At 73.6% G+C, this 14,892-nt stretch carries 14 protein-coding genes; 7 read left to right on the forward strand and 7 right to left on the reverse strand.

The annotated features are described in order from the left end of the window. Positions 1–4 precede the first annotated feature (4 nt). The 3 genes from Sdagh_RS13595 to Sdagh_RS13605 all read right to left on the reverse strand — a co-directional run bounded on the left by Sdagh_RS13595 (position 5) and on the right by Sdagh_RS13605 (position 4,474). Complete coding sequence (locus Sdagh_RS13595) at positions 5–1,030, reverse strand: AAA family ATPase (protein WP_189415075.1); 1,026 nt, start codon at positions 1,028–1,030, stop codon at positions 5–7. Positions 1,031–1,853: 823 nt separating this feature from the next. Then, on the reverse strand, positions 1,854–4,010 hold the full coding sequence (locus Sdagh_RS13600; protein WP_190077697.1) for a VMAP-C domain-containing protein: 2,157 nt from the start codon (positions 4,008–4,010) through the stop codon (positions 1,854–1,856). Further along, positions 4,007–4,474 carry a CU044_2847 family protein gene (locus Sdagh_RS13605; protein ID WP_226535104.1) on the reverse strand — a complete coding sequence of 156 codons (468 nt, stop codon included), beginning with the start codon at positions 4,472–4,474 and terminating at the stop codon, positions 4,007–4,009. The genes Sdagh_RS13600 and Sdagh_RS13605 overlap by 4 nt, the downstream gene beginning before the upstream one ends. A 347-nt stretch (positions 4,475–4,821) precedes the next feature. Between Sdagh_RS13605 and Sdagh_RS13610 the strand changes: the two genes are divergently transcribed. The 3 genes from Sdagh_RS13610 (at position 4,822) to Sdagh_RS13620 (ending at position 7,016) form a co-directional block, all read left to right on the forward strand. Beyond that, positions 4,822–5,001, forward strand: coding sequence for a DUF6104 family protein (locus Sdagh_RS13610; RefSeq protein WP_023586593.1), 180 nt, complete (start codon positions 4,822–4,824; stop codon positions 4,999–5,001). Between the two features lie 112 nt (positions 5,002–5,113). Then, positions 5,114–6,055: a DUF4097 family beta strand repeat-containing protein gene (locus Sdagh_RS13615; protein ID WP_189415078.1), complete on the forward strand. Its 942-nt coding sequence runs from the start codon at positions 5,114–5,116 to the stop codon at positions 6,053–6,055. Between the two features lies 1 nt (position 6,056). Continuing rightward, entirely contained in the window at positions 6,057–7,016 is a 960-nt protein-coding gene (locus Sdagh_RS13620) for a PadR family transcriptional regulator (protein ID WP_189415080.1), read from the forward strand. Between the two features lie 183 nt (positions 7,017–7,199). On the opposite strand, the gene Sdagh_RS13625 is transcribed toward Sdagh_RS13620, so the two are convergent. Continuing rightward, positions 7,200–8,165: a zinc-binding dehydrogenase gene (locus tag Sdagh_RS13625; protein WP_189415082.1), complete on the reverse strand. Its 966-nt coding sequence runs from the start codon at positions 8,163–8,165 to the stop codon at positions 7,200–7,202. A gap of 196 nt (positions 8,166–8,361) precedes the next feature. Continuing rightward, a complete protein-coding gene (locus Sdagh_RS13630) occupies positions 8,362–9,588 on the reverse strand; it encodes an NAD(P)-dependent malic enzyme (protein WP_189415084.1) in 1,227 nt (408 codons plus the stop codon). A 678-nt stretch (positions 9,589–10,266) separates the two neighbouring features. Between Sdagh_RS13630 and Sdagh_RS13635 the strand changes: the two genes are divergently transcribed. Genes Sdagh_RS13635 through Sdagh_RS13645 form a run of 3 tightly spaced genes read left to right on the forward strand, consistent with a single transcriptional unit; the run spans position 10,267 to position 12,955 of the window. Then, on the forward strand, positions 10,267–11,223 hold the full coding sequence (locus Sdagh_RS13635) for an ABC transporter substrate-binding protein (RefSeq protein WP_189415086.1): 957 nt from the start codon (positions 10,267–10,269) through the stop codon (positions 11,221–11,223). Between the two features lie 30 nt (positions 11,224–11,253). Continuing rightward, positions 11,254–12,186 carry an amino acid ABC transporter permease gene (locus tag Sdagh_RS13640; RefSeq protein ID WP_190008732.1) on the forward strand — a complete coding sequence of 311 codons (933 nt, stop codon included), beginning with the start codon at positions 11,254–11,256 and terminating at the stop codon, positions 12,184–12,186. Between the two features lie 4 nt (positions 12,187–12,190). Further along, positions 12,191–12,955 carry an amino acid ABC transporter ATP-binding protein gene (locus tag Sdagh_RS13645; RefSeq protein WP_306887485.1) on the forward strand — a complete coding sequence of 255 codons (765 nt, stop codon included), beginning with the start codon at positions 12,191–12,193 and terminating at the stop codon, positions 12,953–12,955. 56 nt (positions 12,956–13,011) lie between these two features. Here Sdagh_RS13645 and Sdagh_RS13650 read toward each other — a convergent pair whose 3' ends face one another. Continuing rightward, on the reverse strand, positions 13,012–13,782 hold the full coding sequence (locus Sdagh_RS13650; RefSeq protein WP_190077698.1) for a class I SAM-dependent methyltransferase: 771 nt from the start codon (positions 13,780–13,782) through the stop codon (positions 13,012–13,014). 98 nt (positions 13,783–13,880) lie between these two features. Here Sdagh_RS13650 and Sdagh_RS13655 point away from each other — a divergent pair, with 98 nt between their 5' ends. Next, positions 13,881–14,510 (forward strand): CGNR zinc finger domain-containing protein, encoded by a 630-nt coding sequence (locus Sdagh_RS13655; protein ID WP_190077699.1) that lies wholly within the window; start codon positions 13,881–13,883, stop codon positions 14,508–14,510. Here the strand turns inward: Sdagh_RS13655 and sodX are convergent. After that, entirely contained in the window at positions 14,414–14,848 is a 435-nt protein-coding gene (gene sodX / locus Sdagh_RS13660; protein ID WP_189415093.1) for a nickel-type superoxide dismutase maturation protease, read from the reverse strand. The genes Sdagh_RS13655 and sodX overlap by 97 nt on opposite strands. Positions 14,849–14,892 lie beyond the last annotated feature (44 nt).

A 14,892-nucleotide genomic window follows, 5' to 3' on the forward strand; every position in this document is an offset into this window, starting at 1 on the left:
CGCGTCACCTCGGGCGGTCGAGCCGCTGGATGAGCAGGTCGGCGAGCCGGTCGCGGCTGGGCGGGGCCGCGGCGTCGGTGAGGTAGATGGCGTTCAGCAACTGGTCCGCCGCCAGCAGTTCGCTGCGCGACCGCTCCAGGAACCGGGTGATCAGGTCGTCCCCGGCCCGCGCCGCCTCGTCCCCGAGATGGGCCCGTACGAAGGTGGCGAGCCGGTTGTGGTCGGGGCGGCCCAGCTCCAGGTGGATGCAGCGGCGCATCAGCGGTGCCGGGAAGTCCCGTTCGCCGTTGCTGGTCAGGACGACGAACGGGAAGGCGCGGCAGCGCACCCGGCCGTCGCGCACCCGTACCTTCACGCCGTCCGCGGTGAGCACCTCGGCCTCGCCGTCGGGGAGCCGGTCGGCGATCCGCTCCAGCTCGGGGATGGCGAACTCGCCCTCCTCCAGCACGTTCAGCAGGTCGTTGGGCAGGTCGATGTCGCTCTTGTCCAGCTCGTCGATGAGCAGCACGCGCGGGGTGTCGGAGGGCAGCAGCGCGGTGCCGAGCGGGCCGAGCCGGATGTAGCTGCCGATGCCCTCGACGGCGCCGGGCGCCCCGGCCGCGCTGCCGAACCCGCCCTGCGCGGCGATCTGCACGTCCTGGAGGCGGGCGATGGCGTCGTAGTGGTACAGCCCGTCCTGGAGCGCCGAGCGGCTGACGATGGACCAGCGCAGCACGTTGCCCAGACCTAGTTCGTACGCCACCGAGTGGGCCAGCGTGCTCTTGCCCGCGCCGGGACTGCCGGTGACGAGCAGGGGGCGGCGCAGGTACAGCGCCGCGTTGATCATCTCCAGCTCCTCGGCGCCCGGCCGGTGCAGCTCGGCCATGTGCCGGTGGGCGCCGAGCCGGCGGTTCTCGTCCCCGTCGCCCGCGCCCGCCGCCTCGTCCCGGCCGGAGAAGTCCCGCCAAGGCGGCGGAGCGGGGAGCCGCTCGATGCCGTCGTGGGGTTCGCCGGCGCCTCGGTAGATGAGCCACTCACTGGATTCGGTCATGATCCGGTCCTCGTCGTCACTCGTCCACAGGGGCGGCCGTCCGAACGCCCTTCACGGTATCGATCCTCAAGGGGCCTGATAAGGAGGCCGACGGGGGCGGGGGTGGAGTCGGGGGCGGAGACGGAAGCGGGCGGGGGCGCGGACCGGGGCGCACACACGGGGACCCGGGCCGGGAGGGGCCAGCGGCCAGACCCTGTACGACCGGAGGCGGCCGGGGCGGCGGTGGGTACGGGCCGCACGCGACCGCAAGCGGCCGGGGCGACGGCGGGCGCGGCCCGGAAGCGGCCGGGACCGGCAGGAGCGGCAGGAGCGGACGCGGACGCGGACCGGGTACGGCCGGGGGCGGCCGGGGCGACGGGCCGCACGCGACCGGAGACGATCGACACGACGGCGAGCGCGGACCATACCCGACCGGAAACGGCCAGCGCGGCAGCGGACAGGGACCGTACACGACCGAAAACAACCGGCGCGGCAGCGGACACACCCCGGCCCCGGGCGTACGCGGCCGGGGCGCGCGCAACCGGCGCCGCAGCGGACCCGGACCGGGTACGGCCGGGGGCGGCCGGGGCGCCGGACCGCACGCGACCGCAGACGATCGACACGACGGCGAGCGCGGACCATACCCGACCGGAAACGGCCAACGCGGCAGCGGACACGGACCGTACACGACCGAAAACAACCGGCGCGGCAGCGGACACACCCCGGCCCCGGGCGTACACGGCCGGGGCGCGCGCAACCGGCGCCGCAGCGGACCCGGACCGGGTACGACCGGGGGCGGCCGGGGCGCCGGCGGGTCCGGACACCACACGGGCCGGCCCGGCGCTCACGGTGCCTCCAGCAGGTCGCCCGCGCCCGGCAGGGGCTGGTGCGGGTCGTCGTACAGCAGGGACACGCCCGCGGCCCAGAAGGTCTCGGGCCGGCCCGCGCGCAGCTTGCGCCGCAGGTCGTGCACGACCTCGGGCAGCCGGTGCGCGCTCGGCGGGCCGGCGATCTCGTCGAACGAGCCCCGGTGGAACTCCCCGCAGACCGTGTCGGGCAGGCCGCGCCGCCGGCGCCACAGGGCGACGCCGAAGCCCCCGCGCACGATCCGGGCGAGCGCCACGGCGTCGTCGTCGTACCGGTCGTCGCCGTAGCGGCAGAGCACGGGCACCGCGCCGTGCGACAGCCCGCGCAACTGCTCCAGCGGCGGCACGGGTTTGCGCAGCCCCTCGTCGCAGTCGAGGACCTCCGCCTTGGCCCGGTGGCTGTGCAGCCACCGCCAGCGCGCCCGGCGCTCCTCCTCCAGGTCGAACGGGTCGGCCGCCGGCACCCCGCCGAACGCGCCGTCGCCGGCGAACCCCGCTTCGCCGCCGAAGCCGTCGTCCTCGGCGAACGCGTCGTCCTCGGCGAGCCGGTCGCGGTCGGAGCAGCGCAGCACCACCGGGCGCAGCGCGCCCACCGGCGGCGCGTCCGGGCCCAGCCGCCAGTCGTCGGCCGACAGCCGGCCGAGCAAGGAGTACGGCAGCGCGACCTGGAGGACGGCGGGCCGGCCGGGCTCGTCGCACTGCCGGAACGCCTCGGTGAGCGCGGCCGACAGATGCTCGGCGAGCCGGGCCAGCGGGGCCTGCGCGGCCTCGTCCAGGCGCCGCGCCTCCTTCCCGGGCGGGACGACGGAGACCGACCAGTCGCAGTGGTCCGGTTCCCAGTGCCGCTGCTCCAGTTCGACGAGGACGGCCGGCTGCGCGGTGAGCGGCGGTCGCCGTCCTGTGCCCGGCGCCCCCCTGCGGTGGCCGGGCCGGCGGGCCGTCATGCCGCGGAACCGCTGGTCGGCGAGGCCCCGGCGGTGCCGGATGCCGAGCCGTTGCCCGGCCTGCCACACCCAGTCCCACAGGGCCTCCTCGGCGTCCTGGGTGCTGGGCACGACGTACGGCCGTTCGGCGACCATGGCCCGTACCGCGTAGTCGAGGACGAGGTCGAGGGCGCCGTCGTCGCGGGCGCTCTCGTACAGGGCGCCCAGTCCGTCGCGCCAGCCGCGCGGCGCGGGCCGGGGCAGGGGCGCCTGGAAGTCGGGCAGGGCGTCGAGGATGTCGAGCAGCGCGTGGGTGCTGGCCGGCGGCGGCAGGTCGGCGAGCCGGCCGAGCAGCTGGACGCGCTCCTCCGGGGTGAGCGTGCGGCCGGGCCGGGCGCCGAGCCGGCGCTGCACGTCGACCCAGGTGTGGCGGCGGGCGTCCGGGAGGCGCTGCCGGTCCCGGTGGTAGCGGTCGTGGGCCTGGAACACCGAGTGGTACAGGTCGTCGTGCTCGGCCGCGAGCGGGCCGGCCGGCACCGGCAGCGTCCGCAGCTGCTCCAGCCCGATGGAGGTGCCGCCGCGGGCGTGCCGCGCACGGGACTTCACGATGCCGATGACCTCGCCGCGCAGCGGGTCGATCACGGGACCCCCGGAGACGCCGTCCGGCAGGTCGTTCTCCCCGAGGCGGAGCTGGAGGTCCGCGGACCAGGTGCCGATGGTGCCCTCGACGGTGAGGGTGCCGTAGAGCATCTGGAGGCGGCCGTCCAGCTCCGTCCAGCCCGCGTAGAGCACCTTGCCGTCGCCGTAGTACCCGGCGGGGCGCTCGGACACGTACACGCACTCGTGGTCGGCCGGCGCGCTCAGCCGGATCAGCGCGAGGTCGGGGGCCGGCCAGTTGCCGGTGGCGGGGGCGGCGCCCTCGGGCAGGGTCGCCACGACGTGGCCGGTGACCGCGGACATGCCGCCGCCCGGCTCCGGCTCGTACACCACCGCGACCTCGCCCCCCTCCCCCTCGCATGCCACATGCGCGCAGGTCAGAACCCAGTTGGGCGCGATGAAGAAGCCGCTCCCGAGAAACCCCGCGGGTTCGTCCGGGGCATACCCGGCCCCCGGCCGGTGAACGCGCACGGTGGCCGCCATGACGAGATCACCGAGCGCACGCCGGGCGGCTTCCCCGTCGCCCGGTGCGCCGGGGGCGTACCCGCCCGTCATGCCGCGCCCCCGTCCCCGGGGGCGCGGGCCCCGTCGTACCCCTCCGCGCCGGTTGACGCGCCCCGGGTGCCGTCGCCGGGGTCCTCCTCCCCGGGCGCGTACGGGACCGCCGGTCCGTTGTTCCAGGTGAGCGTGACCGTGATGCCGGCCTTGGCCTCGCCGTCGGCGAGCAGCCCGACCACCTTGCCGGCCTTGGCGGTCAGCTCGATGCCGAACTGCACGCTGACCTCGTCGGGCCGCACCGCGCGCAGCGGCTCCGCCAGCGACCGCGCCACCCCGGTCACCAGGGTGTGCAGACTCTCCATACTGGCCTCGACCCGTTCCGTGAAACCGGTGTCGCTGTACGACAGCCCGCCGGGCCGCTCCGGCCGCTCGGGCAGTTCCGCCGCGCCCGAGACGCGGGCCCAGACCGGCGTCCCGTCCGGCAAGGCGATCCGTGCGACCCTCGTCGCTTCCTGGTCCATGGAACTCCCCCGTTCCCCGTGTGTCCCGCGTTCTCCGTGCCCGTTCCCCGTGCCCGTTCTCCGTGCCCGTTCCTCGTGTTCCCCGCGTCCCCCGGCGCGTCCGAGGGTGCGCACGCCCCCGCTTCCCGCCGGTGCGAGGCTAATCGCCGGGTCCCGCCGGCGCGAGGGCTCCGACCGCCCCTCAGGACGCGCCCCTCCCTGCGCCTATCCTTTTTCTGTCCTCTTCGTGGTCTTTCGCGTCCCGTTCCCCACCGGACGGAAAGACCTCACCCCTCACTTCCGCAGGAACAGGGTCCTTCCCGCACGGGAGGCTCCCTACCCCTGCGCCGACCGACGGAGCAGCATCCATGTACTTCACCGACCGCGGCATCGAGGAACTGGAGAAGCGGCGCGGCGAGGAGGAGGTCACCTTCGAGTGGCTCGCCGAGCAGCTGCGGACGTTCGTGGACCTCAACCCGGACTTCGAGGTGCCGGTGGAACGCCTGGCGACCTGGCTGGCACGGCTGGACGACGAGGACGAGGAGTAGAGCGTGCGCCCGCGGGCGGGTCGCGGGCGCCGGTTGACATCCACCCTGCGCGATATATCGTGAGTATCGAGAACGCGATATGCCGCGTCATGTCGGCAGGAGGCCGGTACCCATGCCCGAGCACGAGTGGTCCGTCACCGAACCGGGGAAGCTCACCTTCGACTCCCCGGTGAGCGAGCTCCACGTACGCGTCGTCGACGGCACGGTCAACGTCGTCGGCACCGACGAGGGCCCCGCCCGCCTGGAGGTCTCCGCGATCGAGGGGCCGCCCCTGATCGTGACCCAGCGGGGCGGCACCCTCACGGTCGCCTACGAGGACCTGCCCTGGAAGGGCTTCCTCAAGTGGCTGGAGCCCAGGGGCCGGCGGCGCAGCGCGGTGGTCTCCCTGGCCGTCCCGGCGGACACCAGGGTCGAGGTGGGGGTGGTGGGCGCCGGCGCCGTGCTCTCCGGCCTCGGCGGGCGGGCCGAGCTCCAGGGCGTCACCGGCGACAGCACCCTGGTCGGCCTCACGGGACCGGTCCGGGCCGACACGGTCACCGGGAACGTGGAGGCGCAGGCCCTCACCGGGGACCTCCGCTTCCACTCGGTCTCCGGGGACCTGACGGTCGTGGAGGCCGGTTCCTCGGTCCGCGCCGACTCGGTGAACGGCTCGATGATCGTCGACTGCGACCCGGCGAGCCGGCCCACCGACATCAGCCTGACCAGCGTCTCCGGTGAGATCGCCATCCGGCTGCCGCAGCCGGCCGACGCCGAGGTGGAGGCCAGCACGGCGAGCGGCGCGGTCTCCAGCGCCTTCGAGGACCTCCGGGTCACCGGCCAGTGGGGCACCAAGCGGATCACCGGCCGGCTCGGCGCGGGCACCGGCCGGCTGAAGGCGACGACGGTCTCCGGTTCCATCGCCCTGCTGCGCCGCCCGCCGGCGGAGGAGCACCCGTGGGGCACGGCACCGGCGGACTCCCCCGGCTCCGGCCCGGCCGACGGACCGTCCGCCGGCCCGCCTCCCGGCCCGGCCCCGGACCCGACCGCCGGCCCGACCGACAAGAAGGTGCTCTGACATGGCCCCCGTCTTCGCCCACGGCCGCCTCCGCCTCTACCTCCTCAAGCTGCTCGACGAGGCCCCGCGCCACGGCTACGAGGTGATCCGCCTCCTGGAGGAGCGCTTCCAGGGCCTCTACGCGCCCTCGGCCGGCACGGTCTACCCGCGTCTGGCCAAGCTGGAGGCCGAGGGCCTGGTCAGCCACGCCACCGAGGGCGGTCGCAAGGTGTACTCCCTCACCGACGCGGGCCGCGCCGAGCTGGCCGGCCGCGACGCCGAACTCGCCGACCTGGAGCTGGAGATCCGGGAGTCGGTCGCCGAACTCGCCGCGGAGATCCAGGCCGACGTGCGGGGCGCGGCGGGCGACCTGCGCCGCGAGATGCGGGCGGCGGCCACCGCGGCCCGGCAACGGCCCGGCGGGGACGGCGACTCCGACGCGGCCGGCACGGAGGCGTGGCGCACCGCCAAGGAGGAGCTGCGCCGCGTCAAGCAGGAGTGGAAGGAGCAGGCCCGGCGCGCCAAGGACGAGAGCCGCCGCGCCCGTGAGGAGGCCCAGCGGGCCCGGCACCAGGCGCGGGAGGCGCAGGAGGAGGTGCAGCGCCTCGCCCGCCGCGTCCAGGAGCAGGTGCAGGACCACTTCGTCCGGGGCGACTGGCCGGCCGGGCTGCGCGAACTGGCCAAGGAACTGGGCGACTTCTCCTTCACCCGCACGTCGCCGCCGGCCCCGGAGGGCACCCCCGCCCACGACCCGGCATCCGCGCCGGCGCCCCGGGAGCCGTCCTGGGCGCACGAGGTGTCCGGCGACCTCACCGGCGACCCCGCCCGCGACCTGGACCGCCTCCTCGACCGCTTCCGGGACGACATCCGCGACACGGCCCGGGACCACGGGGTCACGGCCGACCAGTTCAAGGAGGCCCGCCGGCATCTGTCCACGGCGGCGGCCCACATCGGCGCGCTCCTGCGCACACCGCGGGCCTGACGCCCCGGCACGCACCCCGCTCCTTCGGGGGGGGAGACCCCGCCCAGGCCCCGCCCGGGCGCCTCGCCCCGACCGGCCCTCCCCGGCCGGCCCTCCCCGGTTGGGGCTCCCCGGCCGGGGCTCCCCGACCGGATCTCCCCGGACCGCGCCTCCCCGACCGCTGCCTCCCCGAGCCGGCCGGCCTCAGGACCCGCCGAGCACGATCTTCCCGAAGTGCTCCCCCGAGGCCATCCGCTCGAAGCCCTCCCGGGCCCGGTCCAGCGGCAGCACCTCGTCGATCACGGGCCGTACCCCGGTGGCGGCGCAGAACGCGAGCAGGTCCTCCAGCTCGTCCTTCGTCCCCATCGTCGACCCGACGACCTTCAGCTCCAGGAAGAAGATCCGCGTCAGCTCGGCGTGCGGGGGCCGGTCACCGCTGGTGGCGCCGGAGATGACGAGCGTCCCGCCGGGCCGCAGCGACTTCACCGAGTGGGACCAGGTCGCGGCCCCCACGGTCTCGATCACGGCGTCGACCCGCTGCGGCAGCCGCGCCCCCGGCTCGACCGCCTCCACGGCCCCCAGCTCGACCGCGCGCCGGCGCTTGGCCTCGTCCCGGCTGGTGGCGAACACCCGCAGCCCGGCCGCCTTGCCCAGCACGATGGCGGCCGTGGCGACGCCGCCGCCGGCCCCCTGCACCAGCACCGAGTCACCGGGACGCACCCCGGCGTTGGTGAACAGCATCCGGTACGCCGTCAGCCAGGCGGTCGGCAGACAGGCCGCCTCCTCGAACGACAGCTCCCTCGGCTTCGGCAGCAGGTTCCAGGTGGGGACGGCGACCCGCTCGGCGAACGTCCCCTGGTAGCGCTCGGTGAGGATGGAGCGGGGTTCCTTCGGGCCGACCCCGTGCCCGCTCTGGCCGACGACCGAGTGCAGGACGACCTCGTTGCCGTCCTCGTCGATCCCGGCGGCGTCGCACCCCAGGATCATCGGCAGCCGGTCCTCCGCGAGACCGACACCGCGCAGGGACCAGAGATCATGATGGTTGAGGGAGGCGGCCCGGACCTCGACGACGCTCCAGCCGGGACGGGCCTCGGGAGCCGGACGCTCTCCCAGTTCGAGACCGGTGAGCGGCTGGTCGCGGTCGATTCGGGCGGCGTAGACGGCGAACATGGCCCCGACGATAGATTCCCGGCCCGCCCGCGAGAACCGCCCGGCCCTGTGACACGCGTCCTCTTGCCAACCCCGGCCGCCCGGACCTCCGTGCTCCCGCCGGCCGCGGACACCTTGCCCGGACCGAGCGGAGGCCGTGCACGGCGAACGGCCCCGCCCCCACGGGGACGAGGCCGTTCCACACCCGGTCGACGCGTCAGCGGCGCGCGACGCCCTCCGCGCGGGCCGCCGCGGCCACCGCCGCCGTCACGGCCGGCGCGACCCGCTCGTCGAACGGGGACGGGATCACGTAGTCCGCCGCGAGGTCGTCACCGACCACGGACGCCAGCGCCTCGGCCGCCGCGAGCTTCATGCCCTCGGTGATCCGCGACGCCCGCACCTGGAGCGCGCCCGCGAAGATCCCGGGGAACGCCAGCACGTTGTTGATCTGGTTGGGGAAGTCGGACCGCCCGGTGGCCACCACCGCCGCGTGCTTGTGCGCGACCTCCGGGTGCACCTCCGGGTTGGGGTTGGCCATCGCGAAGACGAACGCCCCCTCGGCCATGGAGGCCACGGCCGCCTCCGGCACCGTGCCGCCGGAGACCCCGATGAAGACGTCCGCGCCGGCCAGGGCCGACTCCAGCGACCCGGTCCGCCCGGCCTTGTTGGTGAACTCGGCCAGCTCCCGCTTCACCGGCGTCAGATCGTCCCGGTCCGCCGAGACGACCCCCTTGCGGTCGGCCACGGCGACGTCCCCGATCCCGGCCTCCACCAGCATCCTGGCGATGGCGACACCCGCCGCTCCGGCGCCGGAGATCACCGCGCGCAGCTCGCCCAGCGACCGCTTGCTCAGCCGCGCCGCGTTCCGCAGCGCCGCCAGCGTCACGACCGCCGTGCCGTGCTGGTCGTCGTGGAAGACCGGGATGTCCAGCCGCTCCTGGAGCTTCCGCTCGATCTCGAAGCACCGCGGCGCCGAGATGTCCTCCAGGTTGACCCCGCCGAACGAGGGCGCGAGCCGCACCACCGTCTCGACGATCTCGTCGGCGTCCGTGCAGTCCAGCGCGATCGGCACCGCGTCCACGCCGCCGAACTGCTTGAACAGGATGGCCTTGCCCTCCATCACCGGGAGGGACGCCCGCGGCCCGATGTCACCGAGCCCCAGCACCGCCGTACCGTCCGTCACGACCGCGACGACCGATGACTTCCAGGTGTACTCGTCGACCAGTTCCGGCCGCTCGGCGATCGCGCTGCACACTTTCGCGACGCCGGGCGTGTAGGCCAGGGACAGGTCGTCCTTGTCGCGGACCGGCACGGTGGCCCGCACGGCCATCTTGCCGCCGCGGTGCAGAGCGAACGCGGGGTCGAGCGGATCGAGGGAAGACCCGTCGACGCCGATGTCGTCGCTGTCACTGTCGCTGCGAGGATTGACGATCTCCGCTGCCACTTCGTATTACCCCTTAAGAGTCTGGTGTGAGGGTGGGTCCGCTCCGGGTGAGGAGCGGGCGGGACCGCGCAAGGCCCAGGTGATCGATGCGTACGGGCCTGTACGCGACGGGCGCGCCGCACACGCGCCCTGAGCCCCGGATGAGGGGTGTGAGGAACCTTCTTACCGGACGGACACCGCCCGCGACGAGTCCTATAGGCGCAAGCTCACATAGCGGTCGCCGCACACGCCCGCACGACCCGCCCGCCGCCTCCGTACGCCCGCGGAGCGGACACCCGTGCCCATATGCCGGTGACCCGTCTCCGGGCCACCGGTTCCGGCCACCGCCCGGCCGCCGCTCCCGGCCGCCGGACGCCGCAGATCTTCCGGCCGGAAGCGGTCCCTCCCGCAAACGTCTGGTCGGGATGTACCGGCCTGCTCCGGTTCGAGGCGTCACCCGTTATCCGATTTTGACATCGGAGGTCCCCTGAACAGCTCCGTCCGAATGGCAAGATGCCGTAATCGCACGAGGTGGCGACACTCAAAGACGTGTGCGACACCACACCTCGTGCGCTGCCGCCGACGGCCGCCGCGCGCACCCCGTCGACCCACGGCGCCCGTCGAACCCATGGCGCCCGCCGGCCCCCGGCGAGCGCCCCGCCCCATCGGCTGCTCCACACATCCGCCGGAGGAACCCACATGACCGCACGCTCCACCCGTCGCCCGACCGCCGCGTCCTCCCGCATCGCCGCGGCCGGCGCGATCGCGGTCGCAGGCGCACTGCTGCTCACCGGATGCGGCGACCAGACCGACGACGGCGGCACCGAGGGGAGCGGGTCCGCCGCCGCCGCCCCGCTGGCCGACAAGCTTCCCCAGGCCATCCGCGACAAGGGTGTCATCAAGGTCGGTTCCGACATCGCCTACGCCCCGGTGGAGTTCAAGGACGAGTCCGGCAAGACGGTCGGTATCGACCCGGACCTCGCGGCGGCGATGGGCAAGCAGCTCGGCGTGACGTTCGAGTTCGAGAACGGCACCTTCGACACGCTGATCACCGGCCTGCGCTCCAAGCGGTACGACATCGCCATGTCCGCGATGACCGACACCAAGGAGCGCCAGGAGGGCATCGACGCCGACACCGGCAAGAAGGTCGGCGAGGGCGTGGACTTCGTCGACTACTTCACCGCGGGCGTCTCGATCTACACCAAGAAGGGCGACGACCAGGGCATCAAGACCTGGTCCGACCTCTGCGGCAAGAAGATCGTCCTCCAGCGCGGCACCGTCTCCGAGGACCTCGCCAAGGCGGAGACCGAGAAGTGTCCGGCCGGCAAGCCGATCAAGTTCGAGTCCTTCGACAACGACCAGCAGGCCCAGACCCGGCTGCGCGCGGGCGGCGCCGACGCCGGCTCCTCCGACTTCCCGGTCGCCGCGTACGCGGTGAAGACCTCCGGCGGCGGAAAGGACTTCGAGCTGGTCGGCGAGCAGGTCGAGGCGGCCCCGTACGGCATCGCGGTGGCCAAGGGGAACACCCAGCTCCGCGACGCCCTGAAGGCGGCCCTCGACGCCGTCGTCGCCAACGGCGAGTACAAGAAGATCATGGACAAGTGGGGCGTCGCGGACGGCGCCGTCACCGAGGTCACCGTCAACGGCGGCAAGTGACGGCGCCGTCGGCACGGAAGGGCGATACCGGTGACTGTTGACATCGACAAGGCGGCGGGCGGTCCGCCCGGCACCCCGCCGGACGGACCCGAGGCGATCAAGGCCATCCCGGTCCGGCACTACGGGCGGTACGTCTCCGCCGTGGTCGCGATCGGGCTGCTGGCCGCGGTCGTCTACGCGTTCTCCCAGGGCAAGATCAACTGGGGTGCGATCCCCGACTACTTCTTCGACGACCGGGTGCTGCCCGGCGTGGGCAAGACCCTGCTGATCACGGTCCTGGCCATGCTGATCGGCATCGTCGGCGGCATCCTGCTGGCGGTGATGCGCCTGTCGAAGAACCCGGTGACCTCGTCGATCGCGTGGTTCTACATCTGGTTCTTCCGGGGCACGCCGGTCCTGGTCCAGCTCGTCGTCTGGTTCAACCTCGGCCTGGTCTTCGAGTACATCAACCTGGGCCCGGTCTACCGCGACGAGTGGTCGGACTTCATGACCCCGCTGCTGACGGTGCTGCTCGGCCTCGGCCTCAACGAGGCCGCGTACATGGCGGAGATCTGCCGGGCCGGCCTGCTCGCCGTCGACGAGGGCCAGACCGAGGCCGCGCAGGCGCTGGGCATGAGCCACGCCAAGACGCTGCGCCGGATCGTCGTCCCGCAGGCGATGCGCGTGATCGTGCCGCCCACGGGCAACGAGGTCATCAACATGCTGAAGACGACCTCGCTGGTCTCGGTCGTCCAGTACTCCGAGCTGTTCCGCGTCGCCCAGGACATCGGCCAGACCTCCGGCGCCCCCGCCGAGATGCTCTTCCTGGCCGCCGCCTGGTACCTGCTGCTGACCTCGGTCTTCAGCGTCGGCCAGTACTACCTGGAGCGCTACTACGCCCGCGGTTCCAGCCGGCAGCTCCCGCCGACGCCGTGGCAGAAGGTCAAGGCGAACGTGTTCTCCCTGTCCACCCGGAGGCGTTGATCCCATGAGTACCGCGATGGTCAAGGCCGAGGGCGTGCACAAGTCCTTCGGCCCGGTGGAGGTCCTCAAGGGCATCGACCTGGAGGTGAGGACCGGCGAGGTCTTCTGCCTCATCGGCCCTTCCGGCTCCGGCAAGTCCACCTTCCTCAGGTGTATCAACCACCTCGAGAAGATCAACGCCGGGCGTCTGTACGTCGACGGGGAACTGGTCGGCTACCGCCAGAAGGGCGACAAGCTCTACGAGCTGAAGGACAGCGAGGTCGCCCTCAAGCGCCGGGACATCGGCATGGTCTTCCAGCGCTTCAACCTGTTCCCGCACATGACGGCCGTCGAGAACGTCATGGAGGCCCCGGTCCAGGTCAAGGGCGTGAGCCGGGCCCAGGCCCGGGAGCGCGCCACCGCGCTGCTGGACCGCGTCGGCCTCGCCGACAAGGCCGGGAACTACCCCTCGCAGCTCTCCGGGGGCCAGCAGCAGCGCGTGGCGATCGCCCGCGCCCTCGCCATGGACCCGAAGCTGATGCTGTTCGACGAGCCGACCTCGGCCCTCGACCCGGAGCTGGTCGGCGACGTCCTGGACGTCATGCGCGACCTCGCCGAGTCGGGCATGACCATGGTCGTCGTCACCCACGAGATGGGCTTCGCCCGCGAGGTCGGCGACAGCCTGGTCTTCATGGACGGCGGCGTGGTGGTCGAGTCGGGCAACCCGCGCGACGTCCTGACCGACCCGCGGCACGAGCGCACCAAGGCGTTCCTGTCCAAGGTCCTCTGAGCACCGCCGGAGGGGGCGGTACGGCACACCCGTACCGCCCCCTCCGGCGCGTCCGCCTACTTCAGGGCGAGCAGCAGCGTGTCCGACGGCGAGCACCAGACCGGCCGCACCTCGCCGAAGCCCTTCTCCCGCAGCACGCGCGCGTGCCACGCCACCGGCGGCATGTCCCCGTCGGCGTGCTCCCCGTAGAGGGCGAACCGGCGGGCCGTGGGCTCCGCGAGCACCGGGTCCGCGGCGGCCAGCCGCCACCACTCGGACCAGTCGAGCGCGCCGTCCCGCTTGGCGCGTTCCATCCGGGCGTGCCGCTGCGCGCGCTCGGCCGCGTTGATCCGGGGCGTGGTGTCGTCGATCATGTGGTCCGCGTTCATGAAGACACCGCCGTCGCGGACCAGCTCCGCGACCTGACCGTAGAGGGCCGCGAGGGGTTCGGCGTGGAGCCAGTGCAGGGCCGTGGCGGTCAGGACGGCGTCGTACGAGTCGTACGGCAGCCCGCTCGTCCAGTCGGGGTCCTTGAGGTCGGCGGTGACCAGGGTGACCCGTCCGTCGCCCGCGAAGGTGCCCTCGGCGATGGCCAGCAGGGCCGGGTCGAGGTCGACGCCGGTGCTGGTCGCGTCCGGGAGGCGGGCGAGCAGCCGCGCGGTGATGCTGCCGGTGCCGCAGGCGAGGTCGAGGACCCGGGGGGCCGGGCCGGCCAGGGCCTCCACCATGTCGAGCATGATCCGGAACCGCTCCTCGCGGTCGGGCATGTACCACTCCTGCTGACGGTCCCAGCTCTGCTGCCACGCCCCCCAGTCGGTACCGGTCGTGGTGGTGTCCGCGTCCGCCATAGAGCCCCTCCGGGTCCCGTTACGTAATACCCTGAAAGCACGATCAGCCATTACCTGGCCGCAGGCACGACCATAGAGCCCCTTCGTAAGGACTACAAGTGGAACTGGCCTATTACTCGGATTACGCCGTACGCCTCGTCAACACCGAGGAGCCGGCCCGGGGCAAGGATTCCCTGACCTCGGTCGAGGCCGTCCGCGAACTCTTCGGCGCCAACCAGTCGGCCGCCCGGCGCGCGGCGGAGGCGGACGTGACCCGGTTCCGGGCGGTCCGGGCGCGGCTGCGCGCGGTCTTCGAGGCGGCCGACGACGGCGACGAGACCCTCGCCGTGGACCTGCTGAACTCCCTCCTCCTGGAGTTCCCGGTCAGCCCCCAGATCTCCGGCCACGACCACCGCGACGACGACGGCCGCCCGCTGTGGCACATGCACCTGGCGGACCACCCGTCCAACGCCACGGCCGGCTACGCCGCCACGGCCGCGATGGGCCTCGCCTTCCACCTCACCGAGTACGGCGTGGACCGCCTGGGCCTGTGCGAGGCCGCCCCCTGCCGCAACGCCTACCTGGACACGTCCACCAACCGCTCGCGCCGCTACTGCTCCGACCGCTGCGCCACCCGCGCCAACGTGGCCGCCTACCGGGCCCGCAAGCGCCTGGAGGCCGACCGGTCGGACAGCACCGGCCGGACGGCCGACAGCGCCCAGCCGGCCAGCGCGAACGGCGACCGCTGACCGCCCTTCCGCGGCCGGTACCGGAACCGGACCCGGCCCAGCACCAGCTCCTCGGGCACGACCCCGTAGTCGGTGCTGTCCCCGCCCGCGTACGGGTTGTCCCCGAGCACCCACCAGCCGCCCTCGCGCAGTTCCACGGCCCGCTTGACGACCAGCAGGTCCTGCTGGAACGGGTGCCGCAGCACGATCACGTCACCGGGCCTGATCCGCGCCCCCCAGTGCACCAGGAGCAGGTCCCCGTGGCGCAGCGTGGGCACCATGGACGGCCCGGTCACCTCGGCCGGCCCGAAGGGCAGCGGCCCTCCCGCGCGCTCGGTCTCCTGCGACAGCTCCGGCATCACCCGGCTCCTCCCCGGTCATTCCTCCACCAGTCTCAGTCTCA

This window comes from Streptomyces daghestanicus, from assembly GCF_020521275.1.
GTDB lineage: Bacteria > Actinomycetota > Actinomycetes > Streptomycetales > Streptomycetaceae > Streptomyces > Streptomyces griseoviridis.

Coding starts and splice junctions, on each gene's coding strand:
- Sdagh_RS13600 (WP_190077697.1), bottom strand. CDS start 4,010: ATGACGGGCGGGTACGCCCCCGGCGCACCGGGCGACGGGGAAGCCGCC.
- Sdagh_RS13615 (WP_189415078.1), top strand. CDS start 5,114: ATGCCCGAGCACGAGTGGTCCGTCACCGAACCGGGGAAGCTCACCTTC.
- Sdagh_RS13605 (WP_226535104.1), bottom strand. CDS start 4,474: ATGGACCAGGAAGCGACGAGGGTCGCACGGATCGCCTTGCCGGACGGG.
- Sdagh_RS13620 (WP_189415080.1), top strand. CDS start 6,057: ATGGCCCCCGTCTTCGCCCACGGCCGCCTCCGCCTCTACCTCCTCAAG.
- Sdagh_RS13635 (WP_189415086.1), top strand. CDS start 10,267: ATGACCGCACGCTCCACCCGTCGCCCGACCGCCGCGTCCTCCCGCATC.
- Sdagh_RS13645 (WP_306887485.1), top strand. CDS start 12,191: ATGAGTACCGCGATGGTCAAGGCCGAGGGCGTGCACAAGTCCTTCGGC.
- Sdagh_RS13625 (WP_189415082.1), bottom strand. CDS start 8,165: ATGTTCGCCGTCTACGCCGCCCGAATCGACCGCGACCAGCCGCTCACC.
- Sdagh_RS13595 (WP_189415075.1), bottom strand. CDS start 1,030: ATGACCGAATCCAGTGAGTGGCTCATCTACCGAGGCGCCGGCGAACCC.
- Sdagh_RS13610 (WP_023586593.1), top strand. CDS start 4,822: ATGTACTTCACCGACCGCGGCATCGAGGAACTGGAGAAGCGGCGCGGC.
- Sdagh_RS13650 (WP_190077698.1), bottom strand. CDS start 13,782: ATGGCGGACGCGGACACCACCACGACCGGTACCGACTGGGGGGCGTGG.
- sodX (WP_189415093.1), bottom strand. CDS start 14,848: ATGCCGGAGCTGTCGCAGGAGACCGAGCGCGCGGGAGGGCCGCTGCCC.